The organism is Exiguobacterium sp. s16 (genome assembly GCF_018618115.1).
Lineage (GTDB): Bacteria > Bacillota > Bacilli > Exiguobacteriales > Exiguobacteriaceae > Exiguobacterium > Exiguobacterium mexicanum_A.
Genome location: NZ_JACSLM010000008.1, coordinates 15,638 through 39,542 on the forward strand (window position 1 = coordinate 15,638; position 23,905 = coordinate 39,542).

The following is a 23,905-nucleotide window of genomic DNA, read 5'->3' on the forward strand; positions in this document are numbered from 1 at the left end:
TTCAAAAGAGGGGCTTCACTTCATCGATGCGGTAGGCGAGGATTGACCCGACCTTCACTTGCTTCCCGTCACTCAAGTTGACGAAGTCATTCAAAGGACTCGCGACCTTTAACGTCTTCTCGAACGTGGACGATGCCTCATGAATCGAACCTCCATACACGATAAACGAACAAAGCTCATCTTTCTCTAAAAAACACGTGACGACATAACGCATCTGCCGATTCCTCCGACCAGTTAATGGGTTTTTATTTACATTTACATTACGAATGAGTCAATTATTACAAAAAATCATCCATTTGTCCCATAAAGGTTTTTAAATATAAGGAAACAGACCTAAAAAAATACACATTCGACGTATATTCGACATAAATCCAGTAAAGTTCTAACAGAAAAATGGGACCTTATACATATGAGTCAAAAGTGAGAACGGTTTCAGCTATACCAAGGCGTGGTACTCTTACAAAGGAATGTTGGCAGAAGACTAAACTATTTATGAGGGAAACCCGATATTAAAAAACGAACGAATATTTCGACACTTGCCGACAAACATTTACCTTTTTTACAAATTTCTTAAAAAGTCGAAATTATTTGCATGATAAAATAAAACCTGGTCTTATTCATTAAAAGGTTCGAGAAAGGTGCTATGTCATGGAAGAGCAAAAGAAAAAGAGAGTCAAGAAACGCCGGAGAAAGAGTTCACCCGTAAAACGCATCGCGATCATCGCGGGAATCGTAGTAGGGCTGTTCCTGCTCATTGGAGTCGGGGTGGCGACATATTTATATAATCAAGTCGATTCAACCGTCGGACGGTTGAACGAGTCGACGGGCCTTAGCCCGGAGCGTATGCAACCGGAAACGATTGAAAACAAGAAGCCGATCTCGGTCCTTCTCCTCGGTGTCGACCGTCGTGCCGACGAGCAAGGTCGCAGTGACTCAATTATCGTCATGACGCTCAACCCGAACACGGATCAAAGCGCGATGCTCAGCATCCCGCGTGACACGAAGACGGAGATCGTCGGCAAAGACACATCTGATAAGATCAACCACGCCTACGCGTTCGGTGGGGCCGAGATGGCGCTCGACACGGTCGAGAACTTGCTCGACATCCCGATCGATTACGTGGCTGAAGTTGACATGAAGGGCTTCCAAGACACGGTCGACCTGCTCGGTGGCGTCAACGTGACGAACAACTTGGCGTTCACTTCAGGTGAGCACACGTTCGAACCGGGTGCTCTCACGCTCAACGGTTCAGAGGCGCTCGCGTATACGCGCATGCGCTATGACGACCCAAGCGGGGATTTCGGTCGCCAGGAGCGCCAACGTGACGTCATCACGGCGCTCGTCAATAAAGGCAAAGACGACTTCTCGATCTCGAAGTTCAATAACATGCTCGATGTGCTCGGCAACAACGCCAAGACGAACATGACGTTTAAAGACATCCGGACGCTCTCGAGCGACTATATGGCTGCTTTCAAAAACCAGGACGTCCTTCGCCTCGAAGGAACGGGCGGGAAAGAAAGCGACGGCATCTATTACTGGAACCCGGACGCTGCTTCACTTGAAGACGTGAAGTCGTATCTCGGACAATTGATGGAACAGTGACGGTTCGCCTCATCCAATCGGATGAGGCGTTTTGATTTGTGCGATAATAAGAAGAAAAGGGGTGACCCGCGTGCTCGACCGCCTGATTCGCCTCGTCATCGACGTCCGCCATCGGTTCAAGGACCACCATATCAACGACTATAGCGCGACGCTTGCATTCTTTTGGTTTCTCGCCATCTTCCCGACGTTCGTCCTCTTGTTCACCGTCATGGCGTGGCTCGGGATCGACGACGCCTTGTTGATTGAGCAAATCGAGATCCTCATCCCGGGTTCGAGCGTGCGCGACATGCTGTCGATTGTCTATGACGTCAGCGGCAACATCAACGCCGGTCTCGTCTCAATCGGTGCCATCATCGCGGTCTGGTCGGCATCGAACGGGACGGCCCGCCTCGTCAAGCTGACCGTGTTCGCTTACGGGGAGACGGAAGCTCGGAGCTATGTCGTCCGTCGTTTGATTGGTTTGCTCACGCTCATCGCCTTCAGCGTCGGTGCCGTCATCTTGATCGTGTTCCATATTTTTGGCCGTGAGTTCGTCGAGCTCGTGTACACGTGGTTCCCACAGCTCGAGGACTTCGACCGGTTGGCGACTTTAGCGCGCTATACGTTGTCGACCGTCATCCTTATCTTCGCGTTCTCGATGTTCTATAAGATCGCCCCGCAACAACACGTCAAATTCACGGAGACGCTCCCCGGTGCCGTTTTCGCCGTCATCTCCTGGCAGCTACTGTCGACAGGTTACAGCGTCTATGTCGACCAGTTCTCGATGTTTGGGGACGCGTATGGGACGATTGGCATCGTCATCTTGCTGCAAATCTGGCTCTACTTGACGGCTGCGACGATGTTGCTCGGTGCTGAAATCAACGCGGCTTGGCCCGATCATATGCGGCGCAACCGTTATAAGACGCATTTCCCATGAAAATTGAAAAGATATGGTTAGCATTTTTTGACAACGTGCTATAATACAACACGGGAAGCGGGAATTATATCCATATCTAACGATTTTGAAAGCAGGTGCACGCATGGCGAGACATAAGAAGAAATCACGCTGGAAAAAAGTGTTGGCGATCACGCTCGGCGTCTTGACGGTCTTCCTCGTCGCTGGGGGCTTGTTCGTCTGGTCGATGTACCGGGACGTCAATGAGACGGTGACGAAAGTGAACGACAACTTGGAAATCAGCGAGGAACGGAAACAAGTCGAGACGATTGAACAGAAAGAATCGGTATCGGTGTTACTGCTCGGGATCGACCGCCGCGACGGGGAGCAGGGACGGAGTGACTCAATCATCGTCATGACACTCAACCCGACGACGGACGAAGGGGCAATGCTCAGCATCCCACGCGATACGAAGACGGAAATCGTCGGGAAGGGTATGAACGATAAAATCAACCACGCCTACGCGTTCGGTGGGGCCGAGATGGCGATGGATTCGGTGGAAGCGCTCTTGGATATTCCGATCGACTACGTTGTCGAGGCGGACATGGAGGCGTTCACCGAGGTCGTTGACGCGCTCGGCGGCATCACGGTGACGAACAACTTCGCGTTCTCGTCGGACGGCTACAACTATCCGATTGGCCAGGTCGATTTGAACGGTGCCTCGGCATTGTCGTACGCCCGCATGCGTTACGATGACCCGAACGGGGACTTCGGTCGCCAAGAGCGGCAACGCGCCGTCGTCGCGGCCATCGTCGAGAAGGGACGTTCTGACTTCTCGGTCGACAAAGTGACGAAGCTGTTAGACGTCGCCGGCAACCGGGCCAAGACGAACATCGAGTTCAACGAGCTCGTGGCGTTGTCGACGGACTATATGAAGGCGTTCCGTAATGCCAGCACGCTCCGCATCGAAGGAGCGGGTGGTCTGGAGTCGGACGGCATCTATTACTGGCATCCGAATGAAACCTCACTCGCCGATGTCCAAGCGGAGTTACAGCGCTTGATGAACTGAGTCGTCCTTAGGGACGGCTTTTTTTGCGTTTGAAAATCGCGTATCGGTGGGACTGATAAAGAGACACTGAGGAGGGATCACATGCTTTGGGAAACTGTTGAACCGATCATCAATCGATTAGAGGACGACCATACATCAGAGGACTGGCAAGAACTGTTTGCGAAGTGGGACGGTCATCATTGGCATGACGGGGAAGGTGTGAGCGAGAAGACGAGCGTGCTCATGATGGACGCGAATGCCGTCACGACGGATGGGAGTCCGGACTTGGACGCGCTCCATGACCTGTTGAAGGAACACGTCCAGGCGTCGATTAGCGACTTATATCTTGTCTCGCTGTTTCCATATCCGGCTAAACCGACCGATACGGCCATCAATCCGCGTATCCGATTATATGAGGACCTCGGACGCTTCAAGCATGAGTTCGAGCTCATGTATGACACCGAGCCCGATGTCTATAACGAGCTGCAGTTCAATCTGCTCGAGGAGACGGACGCTTTCATCGAGCGGCTCGCCCAAGGCGCGACGAAACTGCGTGTCCACGTGCAGTCGTTCCGGGGGATGCCGGAAGAAAGCATCCAACGCGTCATCGAACTGTGGCACGCGGTACTCCATCACTATAAACCGCACGGCCAATTGATTCTCGCCTATGAAGGGGACGTCCAAGCACTCGGCTCGTACATCAGCGTCGCCGATGCGATTTGTCACTTCGACCTCGCGTCGCACACGATGCTCGCCTTCGCGCAAGGCGACGCCAAGAAGCTGTCCGACTGGGCGAACCGGATCGAGGCGCCCGAGGAAGGGAAGACGTACTTCAACTTCTTGTCGATTCATGAACGTGACCCGTTCGAGAAGAACTTAATCGAACCGAGCGTCGACATGATTCTCGCCGCCCATAGCATCTTGTTCTCGCTCCAAGGCATCCCGGCCGTTGATTACCGGACCCTGCTCGGTGTGCAGACACCGGTCGACCATGACGCGCTGATCCAAGAGCTGAAGACGGACCCGTATCGCCTGCAAGTGTTCTCCGGCATCATCAGCCAGTTGAACGTCAAACGGACGCACCCGGCGTTCTCGCCGTACGCGGCGCAGCGGATCGATACGTCCGATAAACGTGTCTTTACGGTCGAGCGGAAGATTGAAGGTGAGACGCTTATGCTGTATACGAACGTCAGCAATGAGCCAGTAACTGTGCAAGCGAGCGGAACGAATCTGTTCACAGGTGAGCCGATCGAGACGATCGAGCTCGATGCGTATGGGTTTGTTTGGCTGAAATCTGAATAGGTCTTTTGATTCAAAAACGAATTATGTGAATTAGGTGTATTGACTCATGATTCATTTGGTAGGAGAATGGATATAGAAGGAATTTCCATGACAAAATCCTACATACACCTAAGGAGCGAATTCCGATGGATCAATCACTATTCATCTATCTCTTCAGCATGACGCTACAATCGTTCTTGTATTGGATGTTTGCAACATTGTTTATCGCCCTTGCTGGCTACGTCGTCCTGTATATCGTCAATCGTGAAGTGGCGGCCGAGTACCGGATGCTCTGGCGCAAAGGCTACTATTTGACGTTCGCGGCGTTCGTCTTGTTCGGCTTCATCGTCGGCGAGTTCACGTTCGACGCAGCGTGGGCGCTCGCCGGCATCGCCATCGTGATTGCCGTTCTCGACTTCGGGGTGCTCGTCACACCGGGCAAAGAACCAGAAATCATTGAAGTGGATATGACAAAACGGCTGACAGAAGAACCTTAAGGTTCTCGTGTCAGCCGTTTTTCTTATGCCCGATAACCGTTCGGGTTGTTCGATTGCCAGTTCCAAGCGTCGCGGCACATGGCGTGGACGTCGTGTTTCGCTTCCCAACCGAGTACACGTTTCGACTTCGATGGATCGGCGAAGCACATGGCGATATCGCCCGGGCGTCGCGGTGTCACTTGGTACGGAACAGCTTTTCCACTCTCGGCCTCGAACGCTTGGACGAGGTCGAGGACGCTATAGCCGGTCCCGGTCCCGAGGTTGAACGCCTCGGCACCAGTGTGGTCCATGACGTAGTCGAGCGCCTTCAAGTGACCTTCGGCCAAGTCGACGACATGGATATAGTCGCGAACGCCGGTCCCGTCCGGTGTGTCATAATCGTCACCGAACACGCTCAGTTCGTTCAAACGCCCTACGGCGACTTGCGTGATGTACGGCATCAAGTTGTTCGGGATATCGAACGGGTCTTCACCGATTTGACCCGACTCATGGGCGCCGATCGGGTTGAAGTAGCGCAATAGAGCGATGCTCCATGATGGGTCGGCGATAGCGAGGTCGCGCATGATATCTTCAATCATCAGTTTCGTCCGCCCGTATGGGTTCGTCGCGCTGAGCGGGAACGACTCGTCAATCGGTGTCCGTTCCGGCATGCCATACACGGTCGCCGATGAGCTGAAGACGATTCGTTTCACGTCGAATGCGTTCATCACTTCTAAAAGGACGGTCGTACCGACGACGTTGTTCTCGTAGTAGCGGAGCGGCTCTGATACCGACTCGCCGACGGCTTTCAGCCCAGCGAAGTGGATGACGGCATCGATCGTGTGCGTCAAAAAGATTTGTTCGAGCAGTTCGCGGTCGAGAATATCGCCGAGATAAAACGTGACCGATTTCCCTGTCAACGCTTCGACGCGATCGAGCGCCTCACGACGGCTATTTGATAAATTATCGACGACGATGACGTCGTGACCTGTTTCAAGCAATTGTAAGACAGTATGGGTACCGATATAACCGGCACCACCTGTGACTAAAATAGTGTTCACATGAATGACCCCTTCCGTAAATACCTCTATTGATTATTTCTCCGTCAAGCGCACCCGGGTCTGTCCGTTTGTGCCTTCAAATAAGCGGAGTGAATACGTCTCACTCTCGTAAACGACTGCATCGTCCGTCTCGAGGACCGGTTCGCCGAGCGGGCTGAATACCTCGCGTGTCGTTTGTGTGTTCGTCCAGTCGATGGCGTGCACCTTGTCCTGTTGAATGACGAAGAACCCACCGTTATAGAACGCATAGGCGTTCAACGCATCCGTCTCTCGGCCGTAAGGCGCGCCGATTGTCTCCGTGAGCGCTGCCTCATTCATGGCGAAGAAGTTAGGAACCGATTCGCCGAGCCATTCGTTGTTCAAGTTCGTGTTCACCCAGTCGAGCAAAGCACTGTCGGTCAAATCGCGTGGTGGCCAGTCGGTCGTGACCGAATCGAGCGGAACCCATGCTGTTGTCCCATCCAAGTTCACTTCGACATGGTCATCTTGTTCCTTCAAAATCTCATAGCGGTCGCCGATATCTCCTATATAGGTGACCGTCGTGCCGTTTGGCTCTGAAACGAGATTAACGTTTTTCGAGGCGAGCCAGACGTAGTTCGTTTCCGGCTCTTGAACGACCGGTTCAGGATCCGGATTCGGTGTTTCTTCGACGACATTGGCTTTTTGTTTTGGTTCCAACAAGTCCATTACATATGGATACCCGATATAGCCGCCTCCTATGAGTAAAGCGAGGAGGAAAAGGACACCGATCCACTTACCGGATTTTCGGCGTGGTTTTGCCGGTTCGATCGTCCGTTGATACTTGGCCCGTTCCGCCCGTGACGGGACTGGTGCTTCTGGCATATAACGTTGCTTCGGAGCGGATGGTTTTTCTTCCACTTTTGGAGCTTCGACTACGGTTGGTTCAGGAACGATTACGACTGTTTTTTCAATAGATGACGTCTCGTTGACCGTTGTCTTGTCAATAGGATTCGATTGCGTACTCGTCGCTTCTTTGTTCAATACATTCTCATGCATCTCGAGTAAAGACACATAGTATGGAAGAAACATGGCATCTTTCTTGCCGTCTTTAATCCAAGCAGCAAAATCAGCCGCCGATTTTTCTTCTGTAGGTAGCGATTCTTTCGTTGCACCGGTCAACTCTTCAAAGGACATACTTAAGGATTTTCCGTCCCCTAAATTTTGTTTGATGGTATCTTGCAGTTTTATACGTGTTGCCGCATTCGTATCTGCGTACAACTGGAGTAGGCGCTCACTAACGTGCACTATTGTCTCCTCCTTTTGTTAAGTTCTTCCTAACAAAGTTTATCAGATTTACATACCAAAAAACCCAAATTTTAAAAAATGGGTCATCAACTGTGAGGATTTTTGCTATAATGTTTTGGTATTGGCATTGTTAAATATTATCTGCGGAATTTTTCCAGTAGTGAATTTAGAGAACAGAGGAGAGAAAACACGAGCATGAAAGAAGAAACGATTTCCCTTGGAGAATTATTCTCCATCATAAAACGGAGCAAATGGCTCATCGCAAGTTTAGCAATCATCGCGGCGCTTATCGCCTTTTTAGTTAGTTCATTCGTGATTAGTCCGACGTATGAAGCGTCAACGCAGGTTCTCGTTGCACCGAAACAATCTGAACAATCGATTGATTTAGGTCAAGTGCAATCTTCAATTAACTTGGTCAACACATATCGTGTCATTATTCAAAGCCCAGCTATTCTTGAACAGGTTCAAGAAAATGTAATTGGGGCTCCAGATACAATTGCAAATTTAATCACAGTCAACAGTGAACAAAACTCACAAGTTATTAATATTAAAGTTCAACATACAAATCCGGTTATTGCCGCTGATATTGCTAATGAAATCAGCGATGTCTTTTCGAAAGAAGTGCCGGATTTGATGAGTGTCGATAACGTTAAAGTTCTTTCGAATGCATCAGTCCCAATGTTACCTGTTAAACCAAACATCCTATTGAATACAGCAATCGCGACAGTGCTTGGATTAATGATTGGTGTTGCCAGTGCTTTCCTTAAAGTTGTATTGGATCGCCGGATTAAGACGGAACAAGACGTTGAAAATATTTTGGAACTCCCGGTTCTCGGATCAATTCCCGTCATTGATAAAGTCGAAATGCGTCAACAACGTCAAGCTAACATGAAAGGTGAACAAGTCCATGTTTAAGTTCGGGAAAAAGAAGAGTAAACATATCAAATACGATAAGACTGGACGGGAATTAATTACGGTCCACAAACCCAAGTCACCGATTTCAGAACAATATCGTACGATTCGAACGAACCTAGAGTTCACTGCAGTCGATGATGACTTGCAAACGATGGTCATTACGTCAGCTTCGTCAGGTGAAGGGAAATCGACAACGTCATCGAACCTCGCTGTTGTCTATGCCCAACAAGGAAAGAAAGTATTGTTAGTGGACTGCGACATGCGCCGTCCGACAGCTCACTTTACATTCCGCCTGTCAAACGGTATTGGACTCTCAACAGTCTTAGCTAAAAAGACGACCGTCGAAAAAGCGACACACTCTACTCAGGTCGAAAACTTAGATTTGATTGCAGCAGGGCCGATACCACCGAACCCGTCAGAACTATTGTCTTCGAAGATGATGGATCGCGTTTTGGAAGAACTAAAAACGAACTATGACATCATCATTTTAGATGCACCTCCAATGATGCAAGTAGCGGATACACGCCTCTTGGCTCGCAAGGTGGACGGTGTCGTTCTTGTCGTTGGTTGCGACAAATCAGATCGTCAGATGGTCGTCAAAGCGAAGGAACAATTGACACTCGCAGAGGCACATATCCTCGGAGTCGTCTTGAACAAACGTGAGCCACAAGGCAGCGACGATTATTATTACTATTACGCATACGAATAAAAGGAGATCGTGCCATGATTGATATCCACTGTCACTTATTGCCGGCTGTCGATGACGGTCCGGAAACAGTCGAACAAGCGGTCGAAATGGCGAAGCGCGCCGTAAGTGAAGGGGTGACTGCAATCGTGGTCACCCCCCACGCGTTTCACCCGCAGTTTGATACAAGCCAACTCGATGTAGCGAGTGCTGTTGCGCGATTGCAAAATGTTTTACGACAAGAGGGGATTGACCTCGATTTGTACGCTGGACAAGAGATTCGTATTTTTGGTGATCTTGTTGAATCGTTAGAGCAAGGTAAAGCGTTACCGCTTGCTGGATCACGTTATGTGCTTGTTGAGTTCCCTAGTGACTCAGTCCCTGCCTATGCTGAACAATTATTTTTCGGGCTTCAAACGGAAGGCTACACGCCAGTTATCGCTCATCCTGAGCGTAATAAAGAGTTCGCAACCAACCCAAAACGGTTGATGGACTTCGTCTCGTCTGGTGCGCTTTCGCAGATTACGACGAGTAGTTTGACCGGAGAGTTCGGTCAGAACGTGAAGGAGCTTGCATTCGCTTTTCTTCGTAACGGGCTCAGCCATTTAATCGCATCTGATGCTCATAGTACGGGTCGCCGAACTTTTTATTGGAAGGAAGTCGAGAAGGCAGTTCGTGAAGAGCTTGGTCAAGACAAGTGGGAAACTTGCGTAGTCAATGCGGAAGCAATTATGAAGGATGAGTTTGTATTCATCGATCCGCCGACATTACCGACGAAAAACTGGCGAGGGAAATGGAAAAAATAATTTGCTTATTATTAAAGACTAATTATTGACAATTTATCTTAAAATATGATTCTTTTGTCGACAACTGTCGAACGATTTTAGGTTTATTTTACTCCTCAAATGTTTTTATATTAGGTCGAAAGTGATACCCTTAGTTTATAATTTTGAAACGATGTAAGTTAAATCCTTTTTTTTATAAATCAGGTATAGAATATATATTTATCCAATTAGGAGGAGCTTCATGGAAAGCAAGAGAGTTAAAAAGGCAGTTATTCCAGCAGCGGGTCTAGGGACACGGTTTCTACCAGCAACTAAAGCTATGCCAAAAGAAATGTTACCGATTGTTGATAAACCAACGATTCAATACATCATCGAGGAAGCTGTAGAATCAGGAATTGAAGACATTTTAATTGTTACAGGAAAAGGTAAAAGAGCAATTGAAGACCATTTTGATTCAGTTCCTGAATTAGAACAGATACTAATTGAAAAAGGCAAATCCGAGTTTCTAAAATTGGTCGAAGAGACTACTAATATCAACATCCACTTTATTCGCCAATCAAAACCGATGGGGCTGGGGCATGCGGTACTCCAGGCTAAAGCTTTTGTCGGAGACGAACCATTTGTAGTTATGCTTGGAGATGATATTGTTCAAGCAAAGACGCCATGCACTCGCCAGCTAATTAATCAATACGAAATTACTAACAGTTCAATCATTGGAGTTCAACCTGTCTCTGACGAAGAAACTCAGCGTTATGGAATTGTGGATCTAAGCTCGAGTGTGTCGGAAACTTTACATAAAGTGAAGTCATTTGTCGAGAAGCCACTCCCCGGAACAGCACCCTCTAACCTAGCAATTTTGGGACGTTATTTATTTACTCCAGAGATTTTTAAGTATTTAGAGACTCAAGAACCAGGAACTGGAAATGAAATTCAATTGACAGACGCTATTACACGTCTTAATGAAATGCAACGTGTATTTGCTTATGAGTTTGATGGTATAAGATATGATGTCGGAGAAAAACTTGGGTTTATCCGGACTACTTTAGAATTCGCCTTGAAACGTGAAGATTTAGGTGATGATGTTCATAAACTTATGTTGGAGTTGCTTGAAAATCGATTAAGTCTCATCGAAAAGTGAGTTGACTACTAATGAATGATAAAACCCCAATGCAGAAAGAAACTGCTGTTGCGATGTTGCCTCCTGCTACTGAATTAGAGGAAATCTCATCACGCAATGTAAATGATTCAATTCGTATTGCAACAGTAGTACAGGTTAAACAAGCGCCATCCAGCTACCTTATTCAAAAACGCTTGCTTGATATGGTAGGAGCGATTATAGGTTTATTAATGCTCAGCCCACTGTTACTATTATTAGCTATTATTATTAAAATAGAAGATAAAGAATCTTCTATTTTCTTTTCGCAAGAACGCATCGGCTTAAACGGTCAACCGTTCAGAATGTACAAATTTCGTTCGATGGTATCAGACGCAGAAAAACAATTAGAAACATTATTGAGTCAAAATGAAACGACAGGCGCTATGTTTAAAATGGCAAACGATCCTCGTGTTACTAAAGTAGGTAAGTTTATTCGGAAGACAAGTTTAGATGAACTACCGCAATTGTGGAATGTTTTGAAAGGCGAAATGTCGCTTGTGGGACCAAGGCCTCCGCTTTCAAGAGAAGTTGCAGAGTACACATCCTATGATTTGCAACGTTTATCAGTTGTACCAGGTTGTACAGGGCTTTGGCAAATAAGTGGACGTAGTAATATTGGCTTTATAGAGATGGTTGAGCTCGATTTGTTATATATTAATTCAAGAACCATTTGGATGGATTTGATGATTATTATAAAAACATTTACAGTATTATTAGGATCTAAAGATGCTTACTGATAGGAGATTGTGATTCAATATGAATTTAAATTCAAAGATTTATGTAGCTGGTCATCGTGGACTAGTGGGATCAGCGATTTTACGTCGCTTACAGAAAGACGGGTATACGAATCTTATTTATCGTACAAGTCAAGAACTTGATTTAAGAGATAAAACTGCAGTCGATTATTTTTTTGCAAATGAAAAACCGGAGTATGTTTTTTTGGCGGCAGCAAAAGTTGGCGGCATTGTTGCGAATAATGAATTCCCTGCTGATTTTATCCGTGATAATTTGATGATTCAAACCAACGTCATTGATGCTTCTTATCGAAATGATGTTACAAAGTTGTTGTTCTTAGGAAGTACATGCATTTATCCGAAGTTAGCACCTCAGCCATTAAAAGAAGAGTATTTGCTTACTGGGCCCTTAGAACCTACAAACGACGCATACGCGTTAGCTAAGATTTCAGGAATCAAAATGTGTCAATCGTACAATAAACAATACGGTACAACTTATATTTCGGCGATGCCAACGAATCTTTATGGAGAGAATGATAATTTTGATTTACAGTCATCTCACGTATTGCCTGCACTGATGCGCAAATTTCATGAGGCAAAAGAACAAGACAGAGACTCAGTAGAAATTTGGGGAACTGGGACACCGAAGCGTGAATTCCTATATTCAGATGACTTAGCTGACGCCTGTCTATTTTTAATGAAGCATTATAACGATGATGAAATTGTGAATATTGGGGTTGGCAAGGATGTAACTATTCGTGAATTAGCTGAGACGATTAAAGATGTAGTTGGATTTGATGGAGAATTAACATTTGATACTTCCAAACCGGACGGAACACCACGTAAACTTGTGGACACATCTAAAATCAATGGACTGGGTTGGTCTGCAAACATAGAATTACGTGACGGTGTGCAACGCGCATATGATTGGTATCTAGAAAATATGAAAGTATCAAATAAAGCTTAAATATAGGAGTGGGACAGTTGAAAAAAGCATTAATTACAGGTGTAACAGGTCAAGATGGATCGTATTTAGCAGAATTTTTATTAGAGAAAGGTTATGAAGTGCATGGCGTGATTCGTCGTAGTTCTTCATACAATCAAGAACGTCTTGAAGACGTTATGAATGAAGACGAAGCGAGCAGCATGTATAACAATGAGAATTTTTATTTGCATTATGGTGACATTACGGATACATCAAATATGATTCGTTTGATTTCTGAAATTAAGCCACACGAGATTTATAACTTGGCAGCACAATCTCATGTACGCGTATCGTTTGATGTGCCAGAATACACGGCAGATGTCGATGCAGTTGGTACACTCCGAATTTTAGAAGCCGTTCGTATCTTAGGTCTTACAGAAACAACTCGCATTTATCAGGCGTCGACATCGGAATTATACGGTAAAGTTCAAGAAGTTCCTCAATCTGAGACAACACCATTCTATCCTCGCTCTCCATATGGCGTTGCGAAAATGTACGGATTTTGGATCACGAAGAATTATCGGGAGTCGTATAATATGTTTGCAGTAAACGGGATTTTGTTCAATCACGAATCAGAACGCCGCGGTGAAACATTCGTAACTCGAAAAATCACGTTGGCAGCAGCTCGGATTGCTCAAGGAAAACAAAAAGAATTAAAACTTGGCAACCTTGATTCACTTCGTGATTGGGGATATGCAAAAGACTACGTAGAGTGTATGTGGTTAATGTTACAACATGATCAACCTGAAGATTTTGTCATTGCTACAGGGGAGATGCACACAGTTCGCGAGTTTGTAGAGCTTTCGTTTAAGCATGTAGGAATTGATATTGAGTGGTCTGGAGAAGGAATTGAAGAAAAGGGAATCAACAAAGAAACTGGTGATGTACTAATTTCTGTGGATCCAAAATTCTTTAGACCTGCAGAAGTAGAACAATTACTTGGTACTCCAGAAAAAGCAAAACGAGTATTAGGTTGGAATCCGACTAAGACTTCTTTTGAAAATCTAGTCAAATTAATGGTCGAACACGATTTGAAAAAAACTAACAAAGAAAAAGAAACTGTAAAAATGTTTGATTGAATTCTAAATACCTGTGATGTTTTTATCATCACAGGTATTTAGAATTATATAAAGGCGTAATCGAGGTGAATCATGTCAATTAATTTTTTTCTTATATATTTAGTTTATACTCCTTTCTTTTTAATAATTCTTTTTGATAGATATTTTAATGGCATGAATACATCCCTAGGGATGCTATTAGTAGGAATATTAATAATATTATTTAACTATAAAAAAATAATAAAAAGACATCTCTATTCATCGCACTTTTATTTAATTATATGGATTATGTTATCAACGATCTGGAGTGCAAATACATCTGTCACTCTTAATTCTGCAATAATGCTGATGTCAGTCTTATTATTTACAATATCTTTCACATTATTATTTAATGAAACTACACAGTTTATTAAATATGCTTTTCACTTCATGTTAATTGTTATTTTTATTAATTTATTTATTTATATTATTCCTATAGTTGATTCTTTTACTTATGATGTACGGTACGGAGAAGTATTTCATGGGTTATTCGCACATAAAAATGGATTAGGAAAAGCAATGACAATTTTTGCGTTGTTTTCTTATTGGTTGATGTATTATTCAAATAAAATATCGTATAGAATGGGATATCTATTTTGCTTTATAGGATCAACTTCATTTATTTTGCTTTCAAAAAACTCTGGATCTTTAGGGATTCTATTACTTTTAATTTTAGTTTTTCATATTTTCAATAAAATCAAATCGGCGAAGTTAATAAGCTTTATTTCGCTTATTGCTGTTATGTTACCATTTTACTTAGTATTATCCCCTCCTATTTGGCTACAATATATAATAGTTAACATTTTCGAACGAGATTTAACTTATACAGGAAGGATATATATATGGAACGTATTAGAATATTATATAAATAACAATTTTATTTTTGGTTATGGTTATCAAGCATTTTGGAGTTACGAATATTTAAATTCCACTTCAATTCTTAATTCTATTGGTTTTAATCCTACTCATGCTCATAACGGTATAATCGACACTGTATTATCTATAGGTTTAGTGGGCTTAATTCTATATCTATTAATTCTCATAAAGTTATGGTGGCGACTTTTTGTAAAACGAGAGAACAATAAATATTCAACACTTGGGACCTTATTGATTTTATTGGTGGTATATAACAACATTTTTGAAGTGGATTTAATTTATCCAATGTCCATTATATATGTTATTCAAGTGTTGGTTTATAATTACACAATTCAATCAAGTAATGAGTATTTGGAGGAAGGATACAAAAATGAAGCATAATAAAATTTCTATTATAGTTCCAGTTTACAATAGCGAATTATATATTGAAAAATGTATTCAATCTATAATTGATCAAACAAACCGAAGTTTTGAATTAATCCTTATTGATGACGGATCTTCAGACGATAGCATAAAGCTTGTGAAAAAATTGTTACTTGAGTGTTCTAAAAAAGTTGATTTCAAGATATATCATCAGGAGAACTTGGGGGTAAGCTCTGCAAGAAATAAGGGAATTGAATTGTCAAAAGGTAATTATTTATATTTTGTAGACTCTGATGACTATTTGAATAAAAATGCGGTTGCATGGATATTAGATGCTATAAAAGATATGCCTAAAGCGAATTTTTTTTGCGGTGATTATAATAAAATAAAAGCAACGATGAGTAAATATGATTTGAAACAAGAAAGTCGGCAAGTAAAGTTATCAAGCAATACATTAATAAAGAACGTCGATTTTTTAAAAAAAATAAACGAATCTAAAGTAAGTTTTTGGTTAGGGTCAACAGTATTTAGTAAAGAAAATTTCATCTCTAATTCAGTCATGTTTTCAGAAAATAAATCTTATGGAGAAGATTTGGAAGTTATGTACAAATCTTTGTTTATAAATGATTACGTGGGGGTTATACCTAAGAAGCTTTCGAACTATAATGTACATGATAATTCATTGACAACTAACTATAACTTTAAACAACTACAATCTATCCATACACTATTAAATTTAGTTTGTTGTCCTGAGCAAAATATTGATCAAAATATTAAAACACTATTTTATTATCAAACCATAAAAAATAACTTAATTTATAACATAAAAAATCTACGCCAAACGTTTAGTGGCAAAGAAATTTTGAAACAGTTAATCAACGATAAAACAATACGGGAATATATAAAAGAGCTAAAAATTTATGATATTATCAAAATAATTTACTATTTGTTTAGATCTAAGGAATGAGTGACTTAATGCAAACAAATAACAAAAAAATTTTTAAGAACTTATTGTATACTGTTTTAAATCAATTTGTTACATTATTTCTTCCATTTATCATGATTCCTTATTTAGCACGCACTTTAGGAGCTAATTCATTAGGAATTAACAGTTATGCTTATGCATTAGCAAGTTTTTTTTCAGTTATTGCAATTTATGGGATCCAAGCGTTCGGAAGTAGAGAAATCGCATATGCAAACGAGAATCACGAAATCAAAAAGGAGATTTTTAGCAATTTATTATTGGTGAAATTAGCATTTACATTTGTTTCATTACTATTGTACGTTTTTTATATTTTGAATTTCGAAACAAAGAATACGATATATTTATTGGTTTATTCGCTCTTTATAGTCAATACTTTTGTTGATGTAACCTGGTTTTATATTGGGGAAGAGAAGTTTAAAACTGTAGCTTTAAGAAATATGGCAATGAAGTTGCTTCCTGCTGTTGCAATATTTTTTTTAGTGAAGGATTCTGATGATCTTATTAAGTATATTTTTATTAATTTAACTATATCATTTATAGCAAATGTATATCTTCTTTACGATTTAAGAAAATATTTTGATGTTAACTATATAAAATCTAACATACTGAAAAGATACCTCAAAATTGCATTTCCTTTCTTCTTTTCAAACATTATCATCCAAATTTTCGCGCAATTAGACAGGGTATTTTTGGGTAATTTATCAAATATTTATGAAGTTAGTTTATACGATCAAGGTCAAAAACTAATATTAATTATACTTGGTTTCTTAAGTACCATCTCAATTGTATTAAGTCCAAGAATGGCCAGTTATTATAATAACAATGATTTTGAATCTTTAAAAAAATATCTAAATATATCATTGCAAGCATCTCTTTTAATATCTATACCTTCTATGTTTGGAATTATATTAATAGGTCACGATTTTTCTCTCATCTTTTATGGATCAGAGTTCAAAGGAATCGAAAATGTAGTTATATTTCATAGTCCGATGCTGATTTTTACGTCTCTTGGCATGATTTTTGGCGCTCAATTGTTAATGCAAATTGGAAAGATGCAGCACTACAATATTGGATTGTTGGTAGGTGCTACAGTTAGTATATTATTAAATTTTATGTTAGTTCCAGATTTCGGAGCGGTAGGAAGTACCATATCCAAAGTTATTACTGAATTGACTGTAGCAATGTATTTCACATTTATTGGAAGGAAGTTCATAGATGTGAGAAAAATATTAAAAGCTTCAACAATTTATTTTTTTTCAGCTTTAATTTTTTTTATGGGGTTAAACAGTATGGATTTTAACTTTTCCCTCATAGGAAATATTATATTAAATGTGGTTCTAGGTTTAATAGTCTACATTTCTTTCATTTTGCTCTTAAGAGATTCTTTTGCACACTCAGTTTTTAAAAAAATAACAAAAAGCGAGGAAATAAATAAATGGTAATCGTTGAAATGAAAGGCGGTTTGGGTAACCAGCTTTTTCAATATTCTACAGCTAAATTTTTAGCACAGCAAAATAACTCCCCATTAGTTCTTGATATTAGTTCCTTTGAAGTCAATAAGTATACGGATAGAAAATTGTCAATTCTTGATTTGAATTTAGATGAAGGTATTTCTATAAAAGAAACAGGGAAATTAACAAATTTATTAAAAAAAATACCTTATATAAAAAACAAATTCGTTAATAATATTATTGAAACTGAAATACAAGAATTTAACTATAGTGAGCTTAAATACGTAAATGGTAAAATTAATATTCTATCAGGTTATTTTCAATCCTATAAATATTTTCATTTAATAAAAGAAAGTCTAGTTAAAGATCTAAAACCAAAAATAAAATCTTACAAATTACGACAATATGAAGAAGAAATCAACTCGAAACAGAATACTATTTCACTACATGTTAGGAGAGGCGACTATGTAAAATTGGGTTGGGATTTGGACGTTACCTATTATATGAACGCATTGGAAATTTTGTCAGAGAAATTAAATTTAAACAAATATAAAAATGGTGAGTTATTTGTTTTCTCTGATGACATAGAATGGTGTAAAAAAATTTTTATTAGGTTGCTTCCGAATAATTTTAAAATTATTTTTGTTGAAGATAATGAATTAAATGACTACGAGGAACTTTACCTAATGTCAATATGTGAGCATAATATTATATCGAACAGTACCTTTAGTTGGTGGGCCGGTTGGTTGAATCAGAACCATGAAAAATACGTTGTTGCTCCAGAAAAGTGGATAAAAGAAAACACTATACAAGGTATGGATCTAATACCTGAAGAGTGGATTGTAGTAGAGAGGGAAAAATGTGAATAAAAAAATTGGCATATGCATACCTACTTTTAAAAGATTGAGTTCACTTAAACGTTTAATCGCTTCCATTAATAGCCTTGAGATACCTCAGGATTTTCAAGGCGAAATTTTGATTATAGTTGTAGACAATGATATCGCTAAAAGTGCAGCATCAATTATTTATGAGGAAAGTAAATTTAAAGTTCAGTATTACAATGAATCTTTAAAAGGATTATCTAATGTTAGGAATAAAGTCATTCTGGAGTCCATTAAGGAAAAATGTGATTATTTGGCATTTATAGATGACGATGAAGAAATTGTAGATAATAGGTGGTTAATAAATTATCTTAACTGCATAAACTTATATAATGCTGATGTGGTTGCAGGTCCTGTAATTACGACATATTCAAATGTGAAGAAAAATTGGATTTTAAATAGTGGTATATATGATAGAAAGCGATTTAAAACAGGTTCTGAAATCTCATATGCAGGTGCAGGTAACTTATTTTTAAAAACAGATATTTTTTCTGTTTTGAAGTATCCGTTTTTCGACAATAAGTTTAATAATACTGGTGGAGAAGACACTGATTTCTTTTTTAGATTAAAAAAGATGAATATGAAAGTAATCTGGTGCGACGAAGCACTTGTTTCAGAGCAATTAATTGAAGAGAGAACAAAGATTGTATATTTACTAAAACGAGCTTTAAATGGTGGCATTATTTATACTCAATGTAAAATGAAATATTCTGATATTAAGTTTTTGACTGCGGCTACAATTGTTATAGATTCAACGATAAAAATCATTTTATATGGGTTGCTAATGTTACTAAAACCTAAAAAAATACCATTATATTTTTTACGTATTATTTCTCAATGTGGAAAAATTATTAGTTTATTAAATTTAAATATTAATAGATATTAAGGAGTAATATATGAAAAATGTTAAAATTTTAAATGTTTTTTTTACTGCTACAGATTTGAAAACGCTTATAAATCATTTGAAAAATGAAAAAATAGCTTACAAATATATTTGTGTATCTAATGTTCACACTACTGTAATGGCCAATAGAGATTCACGATATTTAACAGTTCAAAATTCTTCATACATGAATTTAACAGACGGAAAGCCACTACAGCTTCTTGCTAAGATTTCTGAAAAAAAGTGTGAGAGGATTACAGGACCAGAAGTTATGGAAGCACTTATTAAAGCAACTGAGCATACTGAAAAAACTCATTTTTTTTATGGAAGTACAGAAGATACGTTACAAAAATTGATTGAAAACTTAAAACATAAATATCCGGATCTAAAAGTAGCTGGCTGTTTTTCACCTCCATTTAAAAATCTTACCACTGTAGAGAAAAATATGCATGTAGAAATGATAAATAACTTAAACCCCACTTACGTATGGGTTGGTTTAGGTGCACCTAAACAAGAGCAATGGATGTTTGAAAATCATAATAAAATTAATTCCTTGCTCGTAGGAGTTGGTGCTGCGTTTGATTATCACGCAGGGAAGCTAAAGAGAGCTCCGATATGGATGCAAAATCTGTCTTTGGAATGGCTTTTTAGGCTTTTACAGGAGCCTAAAAGATTATGGAAAAGGTACGTAATTTACAACACGATTTTTCTATACTACTTGGTTTTTTCAAAAAGGTAAGAGGTGAAATTCAAATGTTTTTAAACAATCTGACAGTTGTAATTGCTGCGTATAATAGACCCGATTCATTATTAAGATTATTAGATTCTTTAAAAAAAGCTAAGTTTAAAGAAGATGTTATTGTGAATTTAATCATTAGTATTGATTATTCAGAAGACACCCGAGTATTTGAAATTGCAGAAAGCTTTAATTGGAAGCAGGGTAATAAACAAATCATTAAACACGAAAAAAATTTAGGCTTAAAAGCCCATATTCTTTTCTGTGGAGATATGACAAATGAGCACGATAATATTATTTTGCTAGAAGATGATTTGTATTTATCTCGCTTCTTTGTAGACTATTGTTTGAAAACTATAGAACAGTTTAGCGGTGATAAAAAAATAGCTGGTATTTCACTATATAATCATGTGTACAATGAAACAAAGAAGTTACCCTTTGATGCATTAAAAAATAGTAGAAGTGACGTTTATTTTATGCAGTTGCCTTCTTCTTGGGGACAAATATGGACGAAAAGTCAGTGGAATGACTTTAAGGATTGGCTTAAAAAAAATGAGGACGGAAAAGTAAGTGGGATACCTTCAAATATTGAGAATTGGCCTTCTAATTCTTGGAAAAAGTTATTCACCGCTTATATGGTACATCAAAATAAATACTTTGTTTATCCTTTTGAATCTTTAACTACTAATTTTGGAGATCCAGGGGTTAATTTTTGGGGTAAAAGCACTAAATATCAATCTAAGCTTTTAGATTACGAAAAAAACTACTGTTTTGTATCTTTTGAAAATTCGCAAGCGGTGTATGATGCATTTTGTGAAAATGTCAGACTTGAGAAAAACATCGATTTGGACAAGGAAATTTGTATAGATCTTTATGGTTGCAAAACAAAAACTTATGCAGAGTATGAATATGTATTAACTACTCTTCCCCTAGATTTAGAAGTATATAAATCTTATTCTTTGGAGTTAAAGCCTTGGGAATTAAACATCCACAAGGAGTTAAAAGGTAACGAAATTAAGTTATATAAAACAAATAAAAGAAACGTGGTAATAAATAATTTATCTAGAAGGGAAAATGAATTAAGACTTTTAGAGTTTTATTATCCAGGGTTTGATATACAAAAAACGTTGCCATTTATTTTATCAATTAGTACTTACTTAAGCTTGTATAAGAAAATAAGTAAAAAGATAAAAATTAAATTAGAGGAAAAATAACGCAGATTGTATTAGGAGGGAAATTAATGAAACTAGTTTTGTTATCAGGGGGATCAGGTAAACGTCTTTGGCCCCTGTCGAACGACACACGTTCGAAGCAATTTTTGAAAGTGCTTGAAAGCCAAAAATTACAGCAAGAGTCAATGGTGCAGCGTGTATGGGGACAACTTGAAGCAACTGGATTGGCCGAAGATGCGATGGTTGCGACTTCAAAAATGCAACGAGATATGATTTTCTCCCATATTGGCGAAGAAGTCCCCTTAATTATTGAACCGGAACGGCGTGATACTTACCCTGCTATTGCACTAGCGACTACGTATCTATCTTCTATTCATCAAGTGGATCGGGATGAAGTCGTTGTTGTGTTGCCAGTAGACCCTTATGTAGACAATGCATTCTTCGAGCGCGTCAAGTTGCTTGAAGAAGTTTTACATATGACAAACGCTGACTTAGCGCTAATGGGTGTATCTCCGACATACCCCTCGTCGAAATACGGTTATATTGTACCTGAACAGACTGATAAACATGAAGACGCTTGGGTGAATGTAGATTGCTTCACTGAAAAGCCTAGTGAAGATGCAGCGAAAAAGTTGATTGAATCGGGTGCATTATGGAACTGTGGGGTATTTGCGTTTAGACTGGGTTATTTGCTTGATACTTTGGTGGAGAACGAGTTACCGACTGACTACGATGAGTTGTTAAGTAATTATGAAACCTTACCAAAAATTAGTTTCGATTATGCGGTTGTCGAGAAAGCAGCTCGTATTGTTGCAGTGCCTTATCAAGGATATTGGAAAGATCTTGGTACATGGAACACGTTAACGGAAGAAATGGCTACCACTCAGCTCGGTAAAGGGACTATTTCTGAAGATAGTATTAACACGCACTTGATTAACGAATTAGATCTTCCTGTTACGATTATTGGTGGGAAAAATTTAATCGTCGCTGCTAGTCCTGATGGAATATTAATATCTGATAAAGAATCAAGTCCGAAAATTAAAGATTATATCCATGGTTATGATCAACCACCTATGTATGAAGAACGATTATGGGGATGGTCACGCACACTCGATTTTGCAAAATACGATGGGCAAAAAGAAATGGTCACAAAGCGTATATGTATTTATGAAGGACGAAACTCCTCTTACCATAAACATGCTTTACGAGATGAAGTATGGACAATTGTTCGAGGTGAGGGCGACCTCGTTTTAGATGGCAGAATCAGTCGAGTAAAGGCTGGGGACATTGTCCATTTACCTGCGGGTAAAGAGCATGGAATTCGAGCATTAAGTGAATTAGAGTTTATCGAAGTTCAAACCGGGGCTGAAATTACAGAAGATGACTTTGATCGAATCTTCTACATGTGGGATGAAATCGTCGCACACTTTCAAGGGACAACTTCTCGCATCATTTATTAATATCAACTTGAAGGGGGGAGGAAGGTTACTTCCTTCCCTATTTTTTGGAGGACGTATGCATATCGCCTATTATATTTCAGACTATGGGTACGGTCACGCTTCGAGAAGTGTTGCTATTATTCGTCGTCTATTGAAGGATTACCACCATATTAAAGTCACCGTATGTCATAGCTTCGCATTCGATTTTTTAAAACAATCTCTTCAAGATCCACGCGTTTCATTTAGAAATGTAAAAACTGATATTGGTTATATCATTGATGCTGATACTCTAGAAATAGACCGAGTTCAACTAAAAACTGAACTGGCGGCGCAACAAATGAACTGGCCAATGATGACGCATCTAGAAAATTTATTTTTACAAGATCAGATGGTAGAGCTGGTTTTATCTGATATAAGTGCACTGGGTATCGAAGCTGCCAAACAAACAGGTATAAATAGTATTGGCATTTCAAACTTCTTATGGACAGACGTATATCAATCGCTGGTGACTGAATCGACGTACACACATTTGAGCGAAGCCTATGAAAAAATGTCGTACTATATTTCTCTCGAAGGTAACATAAAAACAATCTCACATCAGAGTGAACCAGACATTCCGTTTTTCTCTCGTGACATTGACTGGAATGAAGTTGAACGTATTCGTACTGAACTAATAAAAGATGACAAAATTCTCGTATTTTACGGGCTTGGTATGAAAATTAATCACGATTTGTTGGTACACCAACTTAAGTTATTTCAAAGTGAGGATTGTACCTTTATTGTGTCATCTCACGTTAACTATGAGAGTGAGAATGTGTATCGAATCCCGAATGATTATCTAGAGACACAACATTTTGTAGCGGCCTCCGATTTGGTTATTACAAAACCTGGGTGGAGTACAGTTAGCGAAGCAATTCAAGGGGAAAGTCGCTTGCTTTTGCTACAGCGAGAGTCGTTTTTAGAAGATGCGACTACCATTCGCCTCTTGAAGGAGCAGAAAGAATGTCAAACACTATCTTTTTCTCAGTTAAAGGGTCTTATCTTAAATAATGAGAGCATTTCCTCCATCCAAAAAGAAATACAATTTAGAGAAAAAAGTAACGGATTAGATTGTCTAATGAACAGGCTAGACAAATTTTTAGTAAGTGATTGAT

Annotated in this window: 24 protein-coding genes; 21 read left to right on the plus strand and 3 right to left on the minus strand. The window is 40.0% G+C overall.

Translation table 11 applies throughout. The annotated features are described in order from the left end of the window. Position 1: 1 nt before the first annotated feature. A complete protein-coding gene (locus KNP86_RS12760; protein WP_214754726.1) occupies positions 2-214 on the minus strand; it encodes a hypothetical protein in 213 nt (70 codons plus the stop codon). A 434-nt stretch (positions 215-648) separates the two neighbouring features. On the opposite strand from KNP86_RS12760, the gene KNP86_RS12765 reads away from it, so the two are divergent. The 5 genes from KNP86_RS12765 (at position 649) to KNP86_RS12785 (ending at position 5,302) form a co-directional block, all read left to right on the plus strand. After that, entirely contained in the window at positions 649-1,602 is a 954-nt protein-coding gene (locus KNP86_RS12765; RefSeq protein WP_214754727.1) for an LCP family glycopolymer transferase, read from the plus strand. Positions 1,603-1,663: 61 nt separating this feature from the next. Continuing rightward, entirely contained in the window at positions 1,664-2,518 is an 855-nt protein-coding gene (locus KNP86_RS12770) for a YihY/virulence factor BrkB family protein (RefSeq protein WP_353048182.1), read from the plus strand. Positions 2,519-2,621: 103 nt separating this feature from the next. After that, positions 2,622-3,545, plus strand: coding sequence for an LCP family glycopolymer transferase (locus KNP86_RS12775; RefSeq protein WP_214754729.1), 924 nt, complete (start codon positions 2,622-2,624; stop codon positions 3,543-3,545). A gap of 81 nt (positions 3,546-3,626) precedes the next feature. After that, positions 3,627-4,826: an alpha-amylase family glycosyl hydrolase gene (locus KNP86_RS12780; protein WP_214754731.1), complete on the plus strand. Its 1,200-nt coding sequence runs from the start codon at positions 3,627-3,629 to the stop codon at positions 4,824-4,826. 125 nt (positions 4,827-4,951) lie between these two features. Continuing rightward, entirely contained in the window at positions 4,952-5,302 is a 351-nt protein-coding gene (locus KNP86_RS12785) for a hypothetical protein (RefSeq protein ID WP_214754733.1), read from the plus strand. Between the two features lie 23 nt (positions 5,303-5,325). Here the strand turns inward: KNP86_RS12785 and galE are convergent, their stop codons facing one another. Both galE and KNP86_RS12795 read right to left on the minus strand, forming a co-directional pair. Continuing rightward, on the minus strand, positions 5,326-6,342 hold the full coding sequence (galE, locus tag KNP86_RS12790) for a UDP-glucose 4-epimerase GalE (protein ID WP_214754735.1): 1,017 nt from the start codon (positions 6,340-6,342) through the stop codon (positions 5,326-5,328). Positions 6,343-6,375: 33 nt separating this feature from the next. Next, entirely contained in the window at positions 6,376-7,608 is a 1,233-nt protein-coding gene (locus tag KNP86_RS12795) for a flagellar basal body-associated FliL family protein (RefSeq protein ID WP_214754737.1), read from the minus strand. Between the two features lie 195 nt (positions 7,609-7,803). Between KNP86_RS12795 and KNP86_RS12800 the strand changes: the two genes are divergently transcribed. The 16 genes from KNP86_RS12800 to KNP86_RS12875 all read left to right on the plus strand — a co-directional run bounded on the left by KNP86_RS12800 (position 7,804) and on the right by KNP86_RS12875 (position 23,904). Further along, a complete protein-coding gene (locus KNP86_RS12800) occupies positions 7,804-8,523 on the plus strand; it encodes a YveK family protein (RefSeq protein ID WP_214754739.1) in 720 nt (239 codons plus the stop codon). Next, positions 8,516-9,232 carry a CpsD/CapB family tyrosine-protein kinase gene (locus KNP86_RS12805; protein WP_214754741.1) on the plus strand — a complete coding sequence of 239 codons (717 nt, stop codon included), beginning with the start codon at positions 8,516-8,518 and terminating at the stop codon, positions 9,230-9,232. Before KNP86_RS12800 ends, KNP86_RS12805 begins: the two co-directional genes overlap by 8 nt. A gap of 14 nt (positions 9,233-9,246) precedes the next feature. Beyond that, positions 9,247-10,014 carry a tyrosine-protein phosphatase gene (locus KNP86_RS12810; protein ID WP_214754743.1) on the plus strand — a complete coding sequence of 256 codons (768 nt, stop codon included), beginning with the start codon at positions 9,247-9,249 and terminating at the stop codon, positions 10,012-10,014. A gap of 220 nt (positions 10,015-10,234) precedes the next feature. Then, positions 10,235-11,131 carry a UTP--glucose-1-phosphate uridylyltransferase GalU gene (gene galU, locus KNP86_RS12815; protein ID WP_214754745.1) on the plus strand — a complete coding sequence of 299 codons (897 nt, stop codon included), beginning with the start codon at positions 10,235-10,237 and terminating at the stop codon, positions 11,129-11,131. Between the two features lie 53 nt (positions 11,132-11,184). After that, complete coding sequence (locus KNP86_RS12820; RefSeq protein ID WP_483298411.1) at positions 11,185-11,886, plus strand: sugar transferase; 702 nt, start codon at positions 11,185-11,187, stop codon at positions 11,884-11,886. A gap of 19 nt (positions 11,887-11,905) precedes the next feature. After that, the gene (fcl, locus tag KNP86_RS12825) at positions 11,906-12,850 is read left to right on the plus strand and encodes a GDP-L-fucose synthase (protein ID WP_214754749.1); all 945 of its coding nucleotides are present in this window, start codon (positions 11,906-11,908) and stop codon (positions 12,848-12,850) included. A gap of 17 nt (positions 12,851-12,867) precedes the next feature. Then, positions 12,868-13,947, plus strand: coding sequence for a GDP-mannose 4,6-dehydratase (gene gmd, locus KNP86_RS12830; RefSeq protein ID WP_214754751.1), 1,080 nt, complete (start codon positions 12,868-12,870; stop codon positions 13,945-13,947). 72 nt (positions 13,948-14,019) lie between these two features. Continuing rightward, a complete protein-coding gene (locus tag KNP86_RS12835; protein ID WP_214754753.1) occupies positions 14,020-15,222 on the plus strand; it encodes an O-antigen ligase family protein in 1,203 nt (400 codons plus the stop codon). Next, positions 15,212-16,171: a glycosyltransferase family 2 protein gene (locus KNP86_RS12840; protein ID WP_214754755.1), complete on the plus strand. Its 960-nt coding sequence runs from the start codon at positions 15,212-15,214 to the stop codon at positions 16,169-16,171. The genes KNP86_RS12835 and KNP86_RS12840 overlap by 11 nt, the downstream gene beginning before the upstream one ends. Before the next feature lie 8 nt (positions 16,172-16,179). Continuing rightward, positions 16,180-17,631 carry a flippase gene (locus KNP86_RS12845; protein ID WP_214754757.1) on the plus strand — a complete coding sequence of 484 codons (1,452 nt, stop codon included), beginning with the start codon at positions 16,180-16,182 and terminating at the stop codon, positions 17,629-17,631. Then, positions 17,625-18,509 (plus strand): alpha-1,2-fucosyltransferase, encoded by an 885-nt coding sequence (locus tag KNP86_RS12850; RefSeq protein WP_214754759.1) that lies wholly within the window; start codon positions 17,625-17,627, stop codon positions 18,507-18,509. Before KNP86_RS12845 ends, KNP86_RS12850 begins: the two co-directional genes overlap by 7 nt. Then, positions 18,502-19,407, plus strand: coding sequence for a glycosyltransferase family 2 protein (locus KNP86_RS12855; protein WP_214754761.1), 906 nt, complete (start codon positions 18,502-18,504; stop codon positions 19,405-19,407). Before KNP86_RS12850 ends, KNP86_RS12855 begins: the two co-directional genes overlap by 8 nt. Before the next feature lie 10 nt (positions 19,408-19,417). Further along, positions 19,418-20,143 (plus strand): WecB/TagA/CpsF family glycosyltransferase, encoded by a 726-nt coding sequence (locus KNP86_RS12860; RefSeq protein ID WP_214754763.1) that lies wholly within the window; start codon positions 19,418-19,420, stop codon positions 20,141-20,143. Beyond that, the gene (locus KNP86_RS12865; RefSeq protein WP_214754765.1) at positions 20,080-21,354 is read left to right on the plus strand and encodes a glycosyltransferase; all 1,275 of its coding nucleotides are present in this window, start codon (positions 20,080-20,082) and stop codon (positions 21,352-21,354) included. Before KNP86_RS12860 ends, KNP86_RS12865 begins: the two co-directional genes overlap by 64 nt. Before the next feature lie 26 nt (positions 21,355-21,380). Continuing rightward, positions 21,381-22,772, plus strand: a complete 1,392-nt coding sequence (locus KNP86_RS12870) for a sugar phosphate nucleotidyltransferase (protein ID WP_214754767.1) — start codon at positions 21,381-21,383, stop codon at positions 22,770-22,772. A 55-nt stretch (positions 22,773-22,827) separates the two neighbouring features. Then, on the plus strand, positions 22,828-23,904 hold the full coding sequence (locus tag KNP86_RS12875; protein ID WP_214754769.1) for a hypothetical protein: 1,077 nt from the start codon (positions 22,828-22,830) through the stop codon (positions 23,902-23,904). The last annotated feature ends 1 nt before the right edge of the window (position 23,905 follow it).